At 71.2% G+C, this 16408-nt stretch carries 15 protein-coding genes; 7 read left to right on the forward strand and 8 right to left on the reverse strand.

From position 1 onward, the window contains the following. Window positions 1–15 precede the first annotated feature (15 nt). Together GV126_RS26255 and GV126_RS26260 are read right to left on the reverse strand one after the other, a co-directional pair. The gene (locus GV126_RS26255) at window positions 16–996 is read right to left on the reverse strand and encodes a quinone oxidoreductase family protein (protein ID WP_159671445.1); all 981 of its coding nucleotides are present in this window, start codon (window positions 994–996) and stop codon (window positions 16–18) included. Between the two features lie 236 nt (window positions 997–1232). Next, window positions 1233–1718: a MarR family winged helix-turn-helix transcriptional regulator gene (locus tag GV126_RS26260; RefSeq protein WP_159671447.1), complete on the reverse strand. Its 486-nt coding sequence runs from the start codon at window positions 1716–1718 to the stop codon at window positions 1233–1235. A gap of 445 nt (window positions 1719–2163) precedes the next feature. Here GV126_RS26260 and GV126_RS26265 point away from each other — a divergent pair, with 445 nt between their 5' ends. Then, complete coding sequence (locus GV126_RS26265; RefSeq protein ID WP_236570110.1) at window positions 2164–3225, forward strand: pentapeptide repeat-containing protein; 1062 nt, start codon at window positions 2164–2166, stop codon at window positions 3223–3225. 331 nt (window positions 3226–3556) lie between these two features. On the opposite strand, the gene GV126_RS26270 is transcribed toward GV126_RS26265, so the two are convergent. Together GV126_RS26270 and GV126_RS26275 are read right to left on the reverse strand one after the other, a co-directional pair. Continuing rightward, window positions 3557–4969, reverse strand: a complete 1413-nt coding sequence (locus tag GV126_RS26270) for a sugar porter family MFS transporter (protein WP_159671449.1) — start codon at window positions 4967–4969, stop codon at window positions 3557–3559. Next, entirely contained in the window at window positions 4962–5813 is an 852-nt protein-coding gene (locus tag GV126_RS26275) for a phytanoyl-CoA dioxygenase family protein (protein WP_159671451.1), read from the reverse strand. The genes GV126_RS26270 and GV126_RS26275 overlap by 8 nt, the downstream gene beginning before the upstream one ends. 125 nt (window positions 5814–5938) lie before the next feature. Here GV126_RS26275 and GV126_RS26280 point away from each other — a divergent pair, with 125 nt between their 5' ends. Beyond that, a complete protein-coding gene (locus GV126_RS26280; RefSeq protein ID WP_159671453.1) occupies window positions 5939–6955 on the forward strand; it encodes a LacI family DNA-binding transcriptional regulator in 1017 nt (338 codons plus the stop codon). Window positions 6956–6964: 9 nt separating this feature from the next. Here GV126_RS26280 and GV126_RS26285 read toward each other — a convergent pair whose 3' ends face one another. Beyond that, complete coding sequence (locus tag GV126_RS26285) at window positions 6965–8614, reverse strand: SDR family oxidoreductase (protein ID WP_201299948.1); 1650 nt, start codon at window positions 8612–8614, stop codon at window positions 6965–6967. A 933-nt stretch (window positions 8615–9547) separates the two neighbouring features. Here GV126_RS26285 and GV126_RS26290 point away from each other — a divergent pair. Then, window positions 9548–10240, forward strand: a complete 693-nt coding sequence (locus GV126_RS26290; RefSeq protein ID WP_159674115.1) for a restriction endonuclease — start codon at window positions 9548–9550, stop codon at window positions 10238–10240. Window positions 10241–10469: 229 nt separating this feature from the next. Here GV126_RS26290 and GV126_RS26295 read toward each other — a convergent pair whose 3' ends face one another. Continuing rightward, window positions 10470–11276, reverse strand: coding sequence for an SDR family oxidoreductase (locus tag GV126_RS26295; RefSeq protein WP_159671457.1), 807 nt, complete (start codon window positions 11274–11276; stop codon window positions 10470–10472). Window positions 11277–11339: 63 nt separating this feature from the next. On the opposite strand from GV126_RS26295, the gene GV126_RS26300 reads away from it, so the two are divergent. The 3 genes from GV126_RS26300 to GV126_RS26310 all read left to right on the forward strand — a co-directional run bounded on the left by GV126_RS26300 (window position 11340) and on the right by GV126_RS26310 (window position 13519). After that, a complete protein-coding gene (locus GV126_RS26300; RefSeq protein ID WP_159671459.1) occupies window positions 11340–12125 on the forward strand; it encodes a helix-turn-helix domain-containing protein in 786 nt (261 codons plus the stop codon). A gap of 362 nt (window positions 12126–12487) precedes the next feature. After that, window positions 12488–13135 carry a dihydrofolate reductase family protein gene (locus GV126_RS26305; RefSeq protein ID WP_159671461.1) on the forward strand — a complete coding sequence of 216 codons (648 nt, stop codon included), beginning with the start codon at window positions 12488–12490 and terminating at the stop codon, window positions 13133–13135. Window positions 13136–13306: 171 nt separating this feature from the next. Beyond that, entirely contained in the window at window positions 13307–13519 is a 213-nt protein-coding gene (locus GV126_RS26310) for a hypothetical protein (RefSeq protein WP_159671463.1), read from the forward strand. Here GV126_RS26310 and GV126_RS26315 read toward each other — a convergent pair. Together GV126_RS26315 and GV126_RS26320 are read right to left on the reverse strand one after the other, a co-directional pair. Then, the gene (locus tag GV126_RS26315) at window positions 13516–14292 is read right to left on the reverse strand and encodes an SDR family NAD(P)-dependent oxidoreductase (RefSeq protein WP_159671465.1); all 777 of its coding nucleotides are present in this window, start codon (window positions 14290–14292) and stop codon (window positions 13516–13518) included. The genes GV126_RS26310 and GV126_RS26315 overlap by 4 nt on opposite strands. A 169-nt stretch (window positions 14293–14461) precedes the next feature. After that, complete coding sequence (locus GV126_RS26320) at window positions 14462–15220, reverse strand: SDR family NAD(P)-dependent oxidoreductase (RefSeq protein WP_159671467.1); 759 nt, start codon at window positions 15218–15220, stop codon at window positions 14462–14464. A gap of 258 nt (window positions 15221–15478) precedes the next feature. Between GV126_RS26320 and GV126_RS26325 the strand changes: the two genes are divergently transcribed. Beyond that, entirely contained in the window at window positions 15479–16360 is an 882-nt protein-coding gene (locus GV126_RS26325) for a helix-turn-helix transcriptional regulator (protein WP_159671469.1), read from the forward strand. Window positions 16361–16408 lie beyond the last annotated feature (48 nt).

Raw genomic sequence — 16408 nt, forward strand, 5'->3', positions numbered from 1 at the left:
GAGGGGAGGGGCGGTTCACGGGACGAGCAGGGTCTTGCCGACGGTGCTGCGCGACTCCACGGCGGCATGCGCGTCGGCCGCCCGCTCCAGCGGGAAGCTCTGGCCGACGACCGGCTTGATCTCGCCGGTGACCGCCAGGCCCAGGACGTCGGTGACCAGCTCACGGGCGAACGCGGGCCGGTTCCAGATGAGGCCCGCGCTGAAGCCGGTCAGGGTCGAGCCGCGAGCGAACAGCTCCATGGGCTGCACGTCGAGCGGCTGCCCGCTGGAGAAGCCGAACACGATCTGGCGGCCGGAGCCCACGGCCAGCAGCGAGAACGACTCGCGCCCCAGCTCGCCGCCGATGTGGTCGTAGACGACATCGACGGCGCCCTGAGCGACCTCGCGCACCTGCTCGGTCCAGCCGGGCAGCGAGTAGTCGACGACGTGGTCGGCGCCCAGCTCCTTGACGAGAGCGAGCTTGTCGGCGCCGCGAGCCGTGCCGATCACCGTCGCACCGGCCCGCTTCAGCAGTTGTACGAGGATCGTGCCGACGGCGCCGGCGGCGGCCTGCACCAGGACCCGGTCGCCCGCGGTGACGCGTGCGGTGTCGATCAGGCCGCGGGCAGTGGCTCCGTAGCGGTAGAGCGCGACGGCGTCCGGGAAGTCCAGCCCGTCGGGCACGGGGACGAGCGCTTCGGCGGGCGCGACGGCGAGTTCGGCATAACCGCCGGTGCCGCCGGTGGTGGCGAGCACCCGGCTGCCGAGGAGCGCCGTGTCCACGCCTGCCCCGGTCTCGATGACCTCGCCCGCGATCTCCTTGCCGAGGACCACGGGCAGCGGCGCGCCACCCAGGGCTCCACGCATCATGCCGGAGCGGATCTGGGTCTCCAGGAACTGGATGCCCACGGCAGCCACTCGGATCGCCACTTCGCCCGGCGCAGGATGCGGGTCCGGTAGCTCGGCGACGGTCAGCCGGTCCGGGGGGCCGAAGTCTTTCAGTACGACTGCGCGCACCTGTCCTCACTCCTTGGTGGAAAATGAACGGTTCGTTCGTCCCCGACGGCGGGGACGAACGGATGGCTGGCGAACCGGCCGCCGGTACGGATGATGTGGTCGCCGGCGTTGCGGGTGGCGCGAGATATCCAGGCAGCACATCGGCCACGCCATCGGCCGCCTGGACAACGAGTCCGAGCCTTCACCCGGCTCGAGGCCCCTCGACGCGTGCAAGACGCAGGTCGGTGTCGGGGGACCTACTTCTTCTTCTCGATGGCTTCGGCGAAGGCGGTCAGATTCTTGGCCAGGCTCTTGATCTCGGCGGTGCTCCAGTCCTCCATCAGCTCGGCCACGATGGCGGCCCGCGCCTGCCAGAGCCTGCGGATGGCGAGCTTTCCGGCTCGGCTGACGCTGACCAGCTGGGCGCGGGCGTCCCCCGGGTCGGGCTCGCGGACGATGAACCCGCGGGCCTCCAGACGCTTGGCGGGCGGGGTGAGCGTGGACTTGTCGACCTCCATGAGGTCCGCGAGGACCGAGAGGCGCACGGGGGCGTGCTGGGAGATCTGGGCGAGCAACGTGTAGTCACCCAGGGACAGGTCGAGCCCCGAGGCGGCCATGATGCGGCGCCTCGCCGTGGTGGAGAACATCCAGTTCCCCACCACGGCAAGGGCCGCGGCCACCTCGCCGGAAGCCTCGCGCTGTTCGTCCGGTCCGCCTGAGGGATTGCCTGACGTGCGTCCCATGTCCGACACCACGACCTCACTTGATTGGTTTGACCCAACCAACTATTACCCGGTGGTCCGGTCTCCGGCAAGTACGTTGTCTCGGTCCGCCCTCCGACTCGCCGGTCCCGGCCAAGGGTCGCGGGTTCTGGCGACGCGGTGTCGGCCGGCCGTTCTGCTCCTCGAGAGGGGTCGATCACCCGCGGCGAGGTCCCCGGCGGACTGCATGGCGCGGCACTTCCACGATGAGCCGCTGTGGCGGGGCCGACCGCTGCGCTGTGTGTGACCGTGCCGGATGATGCCCGGCGAGACCAAGGGCCGTGTTCGGGTGTGCCGGCCGCGGAATGCCGTGCACGGCCGCCCCGGCCTCCCATCGCGTCGGCCGCCCGATCTCCGGTACGTTGCCATGGCTGAGTTCGCGGATCGTACGGGTCGGACACACAGTGACCGACCGGGCGGGGGGCCGATGACCACACCACCACCTGACAACGTGCCGGCGGAGGACGACGGTCATACGTCGGCGGAGGACGACAACGAGACACCGGTACCCGCCGGCGCGCCGCCGTCGACTCTGCCGGCCCCCACCGCCGGCGCGACCACGGAACGAGAGCGCGAAGAGGCGCGGGAGCGGCGGCTGCTGCGCACCCAGTGGGCCATGGTGGTCGCGACCACGCTGCCCGGTCTGGCCGCCGTCATCGCCTTGGTCTTCACCTACGTCAGCGTTCAGCAGGGTCAGGACAATCTGAGGATGAGTGAGCAGGGCCAGATCACCGACCGGTACAACGATGCGGTCACCAACCTCGGCGCGGACAGTATCGACATACGCCTGGGCGGAATCTATGCGCTGCAGCGCATCATGACTGACTCCGCCCGGGACCAGCCCGCTGTCGTCCGCATCCTGACCGCCTTCGTACGCGTCCATGCTCCGAGTACTGCCGTCACCCGCAAGGAGGCTCGGCCTGACGGACCGCCACCAGACATTGCCGCCGCTCTGGAGACCCTGACCGGCCGAGACGCATTGGGCGATCGGGACGGCGGTGCCCGCGTGGACCTTCGACGGACAGACCTGCGGGGCGCGGACCTTACCGGTTCCGGTCAGAAGAGGCCCCTGGCCTGGGCGGATTTCCGCACAGCGGATCTCGCCGACGCCGACTTCGAGGGCGTGGATCTGATGTTCGCCCGTCTCGACGATGCGGATCTCACCAACGCCGACCTCGCCGGCACGAACCTGTTCGACGCGGATGTCCGTGGCGCCAACCTCCGCGGCGCGAACCTGTACGGGGCGCAATTCGACGACGCGGACTGCACCGGCGCGGATTTCACCGGCGCAGACCTTTGGGCAACAGATCTGCGGACGTGCAAAGGGCTGACGGTGAAACAGGTGCTGAGTGCACAGCTGCACTTGACCATGAGACTTCCGAAGCAGATGAACAAGGACGCCCGATTGCTGGCCCGAATCAGGGCTATAGAGAAGGCGCGCTGTGACAAGAAACTCTGTCGTGAAGGACCGGGAGAACCGAAGGATTGAGTGAGAGGGACACCTGGCTGTCGGTGAGCTCCGTCAATGTGAAGACTCTCCACCGTCCCGACGACGGCATCACGCGCTCCGGGCGGTGGAATCCGGCGCCCACCCGACGCGGCAGCCGGGCCATCGGCAGCGGGCGAGGGTGCCGCGGCCGTGACCGAGCAGGGTCTGTCCGGTCCGGTGGGGCGGCCCGACGGCGTCCATGCCGGCACACCCGGGCGGCCACCGCCGCCGCCGGTCCTCCGCAGGGCGGCCCGGGCCGAAACCGGGACGCGTGCGGGCCGGCCTCCGTCCTCGCAAGACACGGGGCCGGCCCGTAGGACCGTGCGATCGGTCAGGGTGTCGTGGCGAGGTTGTGACGCAGTGAGCCCGGTGTGCGCAGTGCGCGTTCGATGTCCTCCAGCGACCGGTTGCGGGTCTCGGGCACCTTCAGTGCCACGAAGACGATGCAGAGCACGTTGAGGGCCGCGTAGAGGAAGAAGGTTCCCGCCCGGCCGATCGCGTTGATCGTGCTGAGTGCGGTCACGGCGATCAGGAGGTCGAATCCCCAGACGCACAGCGTGGCGAGGCTGGTCGCGGGACCGCGCACGCCGAGGGGGAGGATCTCCGGGGCGATCAGCCAGACCACGGACTGCATGCCGATGCCGTTGCACAGGATGTACACGAACAGCGAGATGATCACGATCCAGTGCTGTGCGGGTGAGCCGTCCATGAGGAAGGCCAGGCCCAGCACGGCCATGGCCAGGCCCGACAGCGGCATGAACCACAGCATGGTCCTGCGGCGGCCGATGGCGTCCACCGCGATGGCCCCGGTGATGCCCGCGACGACGAGCATCGCCCCGATGCCGATGCCCGTGACCAGCGCGACCGACTCCCCGAAGCCCGCATCGGACAGGATCGTCGGGGCGTAGTAGACGATCGCGTTGATGCCGGTCAGCTGGGAGAACGCGGCCATACCGAGGGCGACGACCAGGGCGGCACGCAGCCAGGGCTGCAGCAGCGCGCGGCTGTCCTGCCGCGGGGGCGACACGGCGACGTCGCGGATGGCGGCGATCTCGCCGGCGATGTCGGCGCCCTGGGGGCGCAGCCGGCGCAGCACCGCGTGGGCCTCGGAGGTCTCCCCGCGCCCGACCAGCCAGCGCGGGCTCTCCGGCAGTCTGGTCATGCCGATCGCCAGGACGGCGGCGGGAACGACGGCCAGGCCGAACATCACACGCCACCCGCCGCTGCCGACCAGCAGCCAGCCCACCAGGTAGGCGATCAGCTGACCGATGGCCACCATCAGCTGGAAGAGCACCATGAGCCGGCCGCGGATGCCGGGCGGCGCCACCTCGGCGATGTACACCGGCACCATGTTCGACGCCCCGCCCACGGCCAGGCCCAGCACCAGGCGTGCCGCGATCAGCGTGCCGGTGTCGGGGGCCGCGGCGGCGCCGAGCGCGCCCACGGCGAAAATCACCGCCACCCAGAACACCACCCGGCGCCTGCCGAGGCGCCCGGCGAGCCGCCCGGAGACCAGGGCGCCGATCATCGCTCCCACGAGGATGACGCTGACGACGATCTCCTGCCCACGGGAGGACAGGTGCAGGTCCTGGCGGAGGTACAGCAGTGCGCCGGAGATGATGCCGGTGTCGTAGCCGAACAGCAGGCCGCCCAGGGCGGACACGGCGGCCACCGCGTAGACCTGGGCCGGCGTGCGGACGCGGCCGCGCTCGGGAGCAGGCGCGACCGCGGTGCTCTCAGGCATCGCCCATGACCAGACCCTCGATGGTGTGCTTCTGCGTGACGGGCTCCAGCTCGTCCACCACCGGGCAGTCCAGGTGTCGGCGCACGCGCTCGGGCAGCGACTCCCAGAAGGCGCGGGTGACCGCCGTGTCGTGCCGGTCGCCGTTGTGCGCCTCCGGGCCGTCGACACCGAGGACCAGAACGGGGCGGGACTTGGCGGACTCGTTCTTCGTGCCGCGGTGGATGGCCAGTGCGGTGCGGCAGGAGATGTCTCCGCGCCGCGGGTACTTGCGCACGGCGAGCTCCTCGTACCGGCGGTAGTGCGACTTCGGCGGGAACATGTCGTGCGCGAACTCCGGGCTGTCGTCCCACTGGGTGCCCGGCGCGATCTCGAAGGGACCCATGTCCTTCTCGGTGTCCACACCGGTGACGTTGAAGGCCAGCGACGTCAGGCGGCGCTCGCGCCGGGTCTCCTCGGGCATCGGGAAGTCACGGTGCCAGGGCTGGTTGACCGCGCCCTTAAGGGGGACGTCGAAACCCAGCTCCACGATGCGGTAGTCCGGCCCGAGCACCGCGGTGCACAGCGAACGCACCCACGGATGGTCGACCAGGTCCACGAAGCCCCTGAGCTGTTCGGGATGGATCTCGACGTAGTAGCGGTTCGGGCCGCGTCCCACGGCGCCGCCCGGGCGGGCCATGGCCTCGGCGAAGGCCTTCTCGATGTCCTCGCGGAGCCGGTCCGCCCACTCGGGTGTGAACGCGCCCTTCCGGGCCGTGATGCCGTCGGTGTACAGGGCCTCCACGTCGGCGGACACATCGATGTCCAGCTGGTCCATCGAAACACCGGGACAGGCGTGCGTGGTCATGTGCGCCTCCTTGCGCCGTTCTCTGTCGGAGCCATGCTGCAACGTTGCATTCAGCGTTGCAATACCTCGGGGCGACTTTCCGGCGTTCTTTGTCCGCCGCTGCGTGACGTGCCAAGATGACCACCGTGAGCAGTCGCCTGAAGGATGTGGCAGCCCGGGCCGGGGTATCGATACGCACCGTGTCCAACGTCGTCAGCGGTACGGGGTCCGTCGCCGAGGAGACACGCGCACGCGTGCAGGCGGCCCTGGACGAGCTGGGCTACCGCCCGAACCTGGCCGCGCGCAACCTGCGGGGCGGCCGCACCGGTCTGATCGGTCTGGTCATCCCCGAGCTGCACTCGCCGTACTTCGGCGAACTCGCCGGCCTGATCGTGCAGGCCGCCCAGCAGCGCTCGTGGACGGTCGTCATCGATCAGACCTTCGGCGACGGCGAGGCGGAGCGGCGGCTGTTGGAAGGCACCGGGGGACGGGTGGTCGACGGGCTCATCATCAGCCCGTGGTCACTGCGCCCGGAGGAGCTGACCGCCCGCGCCCGCGACGTCCCGGTGGTCCTCCTGGGCGAGCAGCGCGCGCCGGGGCTGGCGGACCGGGTGGCCGTCGACAGCGTCCTCGCGGCCGACGAGGCGACCACCCACCTGCTGGAGACCGGGCGCAGGCGCATCGCGGCGATCGGCCTGCAGCCCCATCTGCACAACGAGACGGCCCGCCAGCGGCTGGAGGGATACCACCGCGCCCTGCGGCGTGCCGGCCTCTCGCCCGACGTGACGCTGCAGCGGCCGGTCCGAGCGCTGCACCGCGAGGACGGAGCGCGGGCGATGACCGAGCTGCTGGACTCCGGGACACGACCCGACGCCGTCTTCGCCTTCAGCGACGAACTCGCCCTCGGAGCGCTGCACGTGGCACACCGACGCGGGCTGCGCGTCCCCGACGATCTCGCCGTGGTCGGCTTCGACGGCATCGAGGACGCCCGGTACGCGTGTCCGCCGCTGACCACCGTGGTGCCCGACAAGAAGCAGATCGCCGAACGCGCCCTGCAGTGCCTGGCGGACCGCGTCTACAGCCCCGCCGCGTCGGTGCCGCCCCTGGACGTCGTGGTGCCGCACCGGCTCGAGATCCGCGACAGCAGCCGCCCGGCCGGGTGAGCCAATGGCTCAGCTTCTTCCCCGTGATCTTCTTCCCCGTGATCTTCTTCCCCGTGACCGGCGGCGGCCGGTGCGCACATCCCCGCCTTCCGCCGGCGGCGCGGGTCCGGATGCGCTCCGGCCGGGCGGCTGCGGCCCCCTCGTGCGGAGGTCGCCGAGGGCGTTACGGGCGGCGGCGCGAACGATGTTGCGGGCCATGCCGCCGAAGACGACGGCGTGGAAGGGCGAGACGCCCCACCAGTACAGATGGCCGAGCAGGCCGTGCGGGTGGAACAGCGCACGCTGCCGGTACCGGACGCCGCCGTCCCCCTCGTCGTCCACGCGCATCTCCAGCCATGCCAGGCCGGGCAGCCGCATCTCCGCGCGCAGTCGCAGCAGCCGCCCGCGCTCGATCTCCTCCACGCGCCAGAAGTCCAGAGAGTCGCCCACGCGCAGCCGTCGCGCGTCCCGCCGGCCCCGGCGCAGCCCGACACCACCGACGAGACGGTCGAGCCGGCCGCGCACGGCCCAGGCGAGCGGGAAGGAGTACCAGCCGTTCTCGCCGCCGATGCCCTCGATCACCTGCCACAGCGCCTGAGGGGTCACGTCCGCGGCGCGCTCGCGCACGTCCGTGTAGAGGCTGCCGCCCGCCCAGTCCGGGTCGGTGGGCAGCGGATCGCTGGGCGCGCCCGGGACGGACGCCGACGACCAGCGTGTGGCGACCTGAGCCTCCCGCACCCGCTGGAGTGCCAGGGCCACGGCCCGGTCGAAGTCGAAAGGGTGGCCGGGTGGGCTGGGCAGGTATCGCTCGATGTCGTTCTCGCGGCAGACCACCTCGTGGCGCAGTGACTCCGTCAGCGGGCGCGCGATGGATGCGGGCACCGGGGTCACCAGTCCGACCCAGTGGCTCGACAGGCCGGGTGTGAGCACCGGTACCGGCACGACCAGCCTGCGTGGCAGCCCGGCGACGGCCGCGTACCGCTGCATCATCTCCCGATAGGTGAGGACCTCCGGACCCCCGATGTCGAAGGTGCGGCTGACCTCGGCCGGCAGCCGTGCGCAGCCCACCAGCAAGCGCAGCACGTCCCGCACGGCGATGGGCTGGATGCGGGTGTGCACCCAGCGGGGGGTGACCATCACCGGCAGCCGCTCGGTGAGGTAGCGCAGCATCTCGAAACCGGCCGAACCGGAGCCGATGATGACGGCGGCCCGCAGTACGGCGGTCGGCACGCCCGAGTCGAGCAGGATCCGGCCGACCTCGGCCCGCGAGCGCAGGTGCGGCGACAGCCCGTGTTCGGGAACTCCCACGGGGGTCAGGCCGCCGAGGTAGACCAGGCGCCGTGTCCCGGCCCGGCGGGCCTGCTCGCCGAAGACACGAGCCGCCTCCCGGTCGGTGCGTTCGAAGTCGCGGCCGGTGCCGAGCGCGTGCACCAGGTAGTAGGCCACGTCCACGTCCCCCAGGGCCCGTGCCACGGACGCGGCGTCGGTGACGTCGCCCCGGACGATCTCCACGCGGCCCGCCCAAGGATGGTCCCGCACCTTGCGCGGAGTGCGGACCAGGCAGCGCACCCGGTACCCGGCGTCCAGCAGTTCCGGCACCAGTCGGCCGCCGATGTAGCCGCTGGCACCGGTGACGAGACAGGTCGCCCCCGTGCGGTAAGCCGCCTCGTCCGCGCTCACCGTCGTCTGCGTCTCGTCCGCCACGAGCACTCTCTCCCGTCCTCGCGCGTGCGGCCGCGCCGAACCGCGGATCCGGCTTCCTCCACCTTGCCCTCCGCCGCCTCGGATGCGCCTCGTGCGCGCGGCGATCGGGTCACCCCGTGCCCGGCACGCGGGCGGCGCCGGAACGAGAATGCCGCCTTCCCGGAGCCCCACGGGCGCCCGACGGGAACTGCGAGGTGTGCCGCCCCCACTTTCGTGCAACCCCCTTTCGCGGAGTCCTCGATCACGTGATCCCCGGTCTGCCGGGTTTGCGCCTGCCGGCTGCGAAAGCCTCCCGGGTCCTCCTCTGACGCGCCGCCGACGGCCCTGCCCCAGGCGCCCGCGATGCGCACACGCGGTCGGTCGGTGGCAGACTGCGTCTCCCCTGGCGAGGACCGGTCCTGAGAGAGTGACCAGCGGACGCAGACCAGTGAACTCCCGCCGCTCCGCCATGGCTCCTGAGCGATATTCGGTTGAGCGGTATTCGGCCAGGTCGATGGCTTTGTGCCATTCGCAGGGAACCCGACCCCGACATCACCGATGCACCGCTACACAAGAAGGCAGGGGCGGTGTGCTGCCGTCCCGCTGCCGTGGTGGCCGGTCGGTGGGGAGGTTCGGAACGATTGCTGACCATCATCCAATGTGACGCCGCTGCTCGCAGTCGTCGTGTTCCACCGGCTGCGACGGCGTACGGAAGCCCGCAGCCGCTTCGACGAGAAGCTGACCGGCGTCATCGCCCTGGCTCCGGGCGTCCTGATCACGCCCACCCGGTCGACCAGAGGATCTCTAACGTCCTGGGCCGGCTCGCCGGCGGTATCACCGAGGCCGGCCGATGAACCCCCGCCCCCGCACGGACCGGATGACACCCGCCGGCGCGCCCGGCGCGGCACTGCCCTGGGCAGCGGGGGAGTGATGGCGGCACGTCGGCGGCGCCGACGCTTCTTGAAGAAGCGGACGCGCAGGCAGCTGCAGATTTGGGGTGCGGTGGCGGCCTTGGTCGCCGTGGTGTGGGTGGCCGGGCACTGGTCGGTGGTGTGGCCGGCCCTGGTGGCCGTGCTCGCCGCAGCCGTGGTGGGTGGGGCCGGTTGGGTGCTGTGGCGGGCACACCACCACGCAGTCGGCCAGGACCGGGCGTGGCGGGCGCAGGAGGAGGCGAGAGCGCGCGAATTGTCGATGGCCGAGGTCGACGCTCTGTCGTGGCAGGAGTTCGAAAAGTACATCGCGCAGCTGTGCCGGCGGGCCGGCTGCACGAAGGTCGTCGTCAGCGGCAAGAGCGGAGACCTGGGCGCGGGTGTCGTCGGTTACTTGGCCGACGGCCGCAAGCTGGGGGGCCAGTGCAAGAAGTACGCGCCGCACCGGAGCGTGTCTTCGCAGGACATGCAGAAGTTCGTCGGCACCGCCCGCCTCGAGCACGGCGCGGACGTCGCGTTGTTCGTCACCACCTGCCGCTCGTTCACCAGGGACGCGCTGGGCCTGGCGCTGCGCCAGGACATCGTGGCCATGCATCGCGACCTGCTGGGCGCCTGGGTCAAGGGCGCTTCTCTCGAGACGCTGATCCCGCTGAACGGCAGGGGCGCAGGCAGAAGGCGGCGTCCTTCTGCCTGACACCAGCCGCCGCCCCTGCGGTCGTGCCGCACGACACAGTGCGGGTCGTCGCCAGTGACGGCCACGTCCGTCCCGCGCCCTGTACGCCGACGGAGCACGTGCGGTGGGGCGACGGCTGGGGCGACCGGTCCAGCGAGGCCGCCCGCTTCCGACGTGTGGCCCAGGCGACGACGACACTGCAGCAGGTGACGCGCGGAGAGCCTGGGCGCGGCAGGGTGCTCCGTACCGGTCACGCACGGGAGGCGAGCTGCCGCCCTTCGTTCCACGTGTCGAGCCGCTTCCGATAGGCGGCCTCGACGATCGGATAGGGGTAGGTGCCGAGGAACAGGCGCAGGGGTGGTGTGTCGGTGTCCACGAGTTCGAGAACGACGGCGGCGGTACTCCGCGGGTCCTGGGGAGTGCGGGCGGACGCGCCGGCCCGGCGCGCGGCGCGGACGGGTTCATAGGCGGGCAGCGGGTCGGTGTGCACGGCGGAGGCCCCCGACCAGTCGGTGCCGTAAGGGCCGGGTTCCACGAGGGTCACGTGGATCCCGAAGGGGGCGACCTCCTGTGCCAGGGCCTCGCTCATCCCCTCCAGGGCCCACTTGGAGGCGTTGTACAGCCCGAGCGTGGGGAAGGCGGCGAGGCCACCGAGGCTGGAGACCTGCAGGATGTGACCGCTGCCCTGGGCCCGCAGGTACGGCAGGGCCGCCTGTGTCACCCACAGCGGGCCGAACAGGTTGGTGTCGAGCTGGGCACGAGCCTGTTCCTCGGTGGTTTCCTCGATCATGCCGAACAGGCCGTAGCCCGCGTTGTTGACGACCACGTCCAGGCGGCCGAAGGTCTCCGCGGCCTGCCGCACCGCAGCGGTGACGGCGGTGCGGTCGGTCACGTCGAGTTGCATGGGGAGGACATTGTCTCCGTGGGCGTCCAGGAGAGGCCTCAGCGTCTTGGGGTCACGTGCGGTGGCGGCGACGCGGTCGCCGCGGTCGAGAGCGGCTTCGGCCCAGATACGGCCGGAGCCGCGGGACGCGCCGGTGATGAACCAGGTCTTCATGACATCGAGCCTGCGTCCCTCGCCCCTCGGCAGCCAGCACCCCCGCAGGGTTACCCTCGCGGCATGGCCGTCGACAATCTTCTGGGAGATTTCCTCAAGGCCCGGCGCGCACGGGTCGCTCCGGCGGACGTGGCGGTGCCCGTCGGCGGACGTCGCCGGGTTGCCGGACTGCGCCGGGAGGAACTGGCCCGGCTCGCCGGCATCAGTGAGCCGTACCTGGTCCGGCTCGAACAGGGTGTCGACCGGCACCCCTCGCCCCAGGTGCTGGACTCCCTCGCGCGGGCGCTGAGGCTGGACGCCGACGCCTCCGCCCACCTGCACGCCCTTGCCCATCCCGGCCCCGTGCCGCCGCCGCGGACCGAGGTCTCCGCGGAGGTGCACCGGCTGCTCGACGCGTGGACGGACCGCCCCGCGTACGTGCGGGACCGATACTTCGACGTGCTCGCGGCGAACAAGCAGGCCCGCGCGCTCGCCCCGATGTACGAGCCCGGGAGCAACCTGGTCCGAGCGGTGTTCCTCGATCCGGCGTCCCGGCGGCTCTTCCCCGACTGGGCGGAGGTGGCCGCGCAGACCGCGGCGGCCCTGCGCGCCGAAGCCGACCCACGCGACCCCAGAACCGCCGGCCTGATCACCGAGCTGGAGACGGACGAGGAGTTCCGTCGTCTGTGGATGCGGCACGAGACGCGGCCCGCCCGGGACGAACTCAAGCGCTTCACGCACCCGGTCGTCGGCAGCCTCGCCCTGCGACGACAGGCGCTCACCGTCGGCGGCGCCGAGCAACAGGTGATCATCGTGTACCAGCCGACGGCCGGGAGCCCGTCCGAAGCGGCCCTGGCGCGTCTTCTGTGACGTGCGGCGCGGGCGATGCGTTCGGGGTCCAAGGAAGAAGCGGCGGGTCGACGCCGACGGCGGGTCAGCGGCAGCCGGGTGCGGTGAACGAGTTGGGCCACTCGATCCCCGTGCGTGCGATCCGCGGGACGACGGTTCGGCTGCGGAGCCACCGTCGCCGGCAGTCGCTGGTGCACCCCTGGTCCGCGTAAAGCTTGGCGGGGGGCCCGGACGGGCCGAAGCCCGACGGCGGCTGGCGCCACGTACATCGCGCCGTGGCCACGAACACAACGGCTGCCGGCACCTGCCGGTCACGGACGCAGCGATGAGTTTTCAGGGCTTCGAGAGTCTCACCACCGTTGTTGACGACAGAAGAGGAGCACGTGGTGCAGCTGCTGAGAGTCCAGAACTTCACTGTCTCGAGTGACGGCATCGGTGCCGGTGAGGACCAGAGCCTCGAGAGTCCGTTCGGCCACGCCGTCGACCCGGCGGCACTGTTCGCATGGGCCGGCGCCACGGCGAGCTGGCCGATGCGCACCGATCCCGGCGGGAGCCGGGGTCTCGACGACTATTTCACGAGGGACTACGCCCGCAACATCGGCGCCGAGATCATGGGCCGCAACAAGTTCGGTCCCCAGCGCGGACCCTGGCAGGACCACGAGTGGCGCGGTTGGTGGGGTGAAGAACCCCCGTTCCACACCCCGGTGTTCGTCATGACGCATCACAAGCGTCCGTCGTTCACGCTCTCGGACACCACGTTCCACTTCGTCGACGGCGATCCGGCCACGGTCCTCGAACAGGCGCGGGAGGCGGCGCAGGGCAAGGACGTCCGGCTCGGCGGCGGGGTGACGACCCTCCGGGAGTTCCTGGACGCCGATCTCGTCGACACCCTGCACGTGGTGGTCTCGCCGGTGAAGCTCGGGTCCGGACTGCGACTGTGGGAGTCACCCGATGAGCTGCTCGACCGGTTCCACCTGGAGGTCGTGCCCAGCCCGAGCGGCGTGACCCACCACCTGTTCTGGCGAAAGTGATCGTGCCTCGGGGCAGGCCCCGGCCCGCTGTTTCGTTCGGCGGGGCCGCCCTGAGGTGAGCTGCGGAGTCCGGCCTCGGGCGGCCGGCCCCACCCCACGCACCCGAGGCGGTCGCCGCCAGGCGTTCTGCTCCCGGGCCAACAGCGCCTGTCTGCGCAGGCGCGGCGTCGCATGGCGGCTGAGCGGCGGGCCGGCCGGGCGGCCGAGTCGGTGGCGAGCGGACAGCTGGTGGCGCTGCTCTGCGGCTCGTCCCTGTCGCTCGCCTTCGCGGCGGTGTCGACGCTGGGCCGCCGCAGGGCCCGGGCGGTCCTGCTCGCGGTCGGGCCGCCGCAGGAGCTGTCCGGATCGGTAGTGATCTTCTTGGCCGCCTTGATGCGGCGCTAGACCGCGGTGAAGCCGCCGTCAGCGGCGATCACGGCTCCTGTGACGAAGCTGGAGCGTGGTGAAGCCAGGAAGCACAGGACCTCGGCGATCTCTTCTGGCTGCGCGACTCGGCCCAGGGGCTGCGCCTCGGCGAAGGACGCCAGGTATGAGCGGCTGTCGGGGCGGATCGTGTCGAGGAAATCGGTCTCGATGACGCCTGCGGCAACGAGATTGGCACGAATGCCCAGTGGCCCGCCCTCGACGGCGAGCACCTTGGTCAGTTGGGCCAGAGCGCCCTTCGACGCGCTGTAGGCGACGCCCTCGGGCAGGGCGACGGTGCCGGCGTAGGACCCGGTGCTGACGATGGCGCCGCCGCCGCGGCTCTTCATGACCCGGAAGGCTTCGCGGGCGCAGAAGAACGAGCCGCGGGCGTTGACCGCCAGCACAGCGTCCCAGTCCTCGGCGGTGGTTTCGGTGATGGGTTTGTTCAAGGTGCGTCCGGCGTTGTTGACCAGGATGTCCAGTCCTCCGAAGGTGTCCAGGGCCGATCGCACCGCGTGGGCGGCGGTCTCTTCCCGTGTGATGTCGCCGCGTAGCGCGCGTACGCCGGGAAACTCGTCCGGCAGAGTCGTGAGGTCGGGGCGTAGGTCCACGGCTACGACGTGGGCGCCGCGGGCGTGGAGAAGCGCCACGGTCTCCTTGCCCACGCCGCGCGCGGCCCCGGTGACCAGAGCGGTCTTCCCAGCGAACTCGGCGGATTGGGGCGCCTGAGTGGGCGCAGTTGCAGGTGTCATGGTGCGGTCCCTGGAGAAGGTGAGGGTGAGTGCAGGCGCCGCTGCGGGCTACCTGAAGAAGTGCTGTGCAGGGGTGCGGTGAGCGGCCCAGGTGGGCCAGGACGTCCACGCGCTCACGGGGGTGCGTCGTTCACGGCGGGCCGTCCTGGCCGTCGTACGGCCGGGACCGTCAGGGCGCGGTGAGGCCGCCGTCGCCCACCAGCTCCGAGCCGGTGACGAACGAGGAGTCGTCGCAGGCCAGGAAGAGGATCGCGGATGCCACCTCGTCGGCGCGGCCGGCCCGGCGCATGGGGGTGCGCCGGATGTCCGGCTGCTGGTCGCCCTGGTCGTCCAGGAGGTCCTGGATCATCGGTGTGGCGATCACCCCGGGATGCACCGAGTTGACCCGCACTCCCTGCCGGGCGTACTCGACCGCGGCGGTCTTGCTCAGCAGGCGCACGGCCCCCTTGGACGCCTGGTAGGCCGCGGCCGCGCCGCTTCCCACCAGGCCGAGTACGGACGAGGTATTGATCACCGAGGCGTTGCCGCTCGCACGCAGGAGCGGCATCGCGGCCTTCATGCCGAGCCAGGTGCCTTTCTGGTTCACGTCGATGACGCGGTCCCACTCCTCTTCCCGCGTGTCCTCGATACCTGGCCAGTCCAGAATGCCGGCGAGGTTCACGAGCACGTCCAGCGTGCCGAACCGGTCGCGTACGACGGTGATCGCTTCCTCCCACTCCCGCGCGGAGGAGACGTCGAGGCGGGCAGCGACGACCTCCGCACCGCGTGCCCCGATCCGCTGGGACAGGTCCCGCAGGGGGCCTTCGGCGACATCGGTGATCACCAACCGGGCGCCTTCGCGGGCGAAGAGTTCGGCGGTCGCGGTGCCGAGGCCGCCGGTCGCGCCCGTGATGAGCGCGACCTTGCCGTCAAGTCGTTGTCCTGTCATGAATATGGTCCCTTGGCTCTCGTCGATGCCGACTGGCTGACTGCTGTGTCGGACTTCGGGGTCCGCCGACGGCGGATCCGCCGCCCCTCCCGGTGACCAGGGCGGCCGCGGCCCGACCTCCGCTACGACGGCTTCTGCTGGTGCCGTCCTTCCCGCTCCACCGAGTCTGAGCAGGTCAGCGACCACCCACCAGGACGTGTGCTGCCTGGGTGTGCCACACCCAGGCAGCACACCGGACCACCGCCTAGCCTTGACCGCATGGACGACAACCACCTGGGAGACTTCCTGCGCGCACGCCGCGCCGGCCTGCAACCGCAGGACGTCGGCATGACCAGCTACGGAGCCCGCAGGGTCGCCGGGCTGCGCCGCGAGGAGGTCGCCGTCCTGACCGGAGTGAACGCCGACTACTACACCCGCCTCGAACAAGGCCGCGAACGCAACCCCTCACCCCAGGTGGTCGACGCGCTCAGCCGCGCGCTGCGCCTCGACGCGGACGCCCGCGCGCACTTGTACCGGCTGGCCGGGGCCACGCCCGGCGAACGGCCCTGCGCCCACGCCGCCGAGCGGGTCGGCCGGGCGCTTCGGCAGCTGATGGACGGCTACCCGAACACGCCGGCGTTCGTCATGAGCCGGACCCTGGACCTCCTCGCCGTCAACGCCTTGGCCGACGCCCTCTACGCCCCGTTCGAGCCGGCGGACAACCTGGCCCGCATGACCTTCCTCGACCCGGCGGGCCGCACCTTCTACACGGACTGGGACCGGGCGGCACAGGCCACTGTCGCCAACCTTCGCGAGGCGACCGGATTCGACCCGGACAACCCCCGGCTGCGCGAACTCGTCACCACCCTCACCGAACGCAGCGCGGACTTCGCCCGCCTCTGGCGGGCCCACACCGTACGGGGCAAAGCACGGGACGCCAAACACCTCCTCCACCCGGACGTCGGCCCGCTCACCCTCACCTATCAAGCGTTCGACGTGCGCGAGACACCCGGCCAGCAGCTCGTCATCTACCATGCCGAACCAGGCAGCCCCAGCGCCCAGTCGCTCGATCTGCTCGGTTCCATCCATGCCACCCGGCGCCGGTTCGGTTCCGGCCCTACCGCCGACCAACCGACGGAACGTGGAGATCGGCGACGGTAGGTCGGCTTCGCCTCCGCGTGTTTCGCAGGTGCCGGCAGCCGCTCCGTC

The sequence above is a fragment of the Streptomyces mexicanus genome (genome assembly GCF_902506575.1).
Lineage (GTDB): Bacteria > Actinomycetota > Actinomycetes > Streptomycetales > Streptomycetaceae > Streptomyces > Streptomyces mexicanus.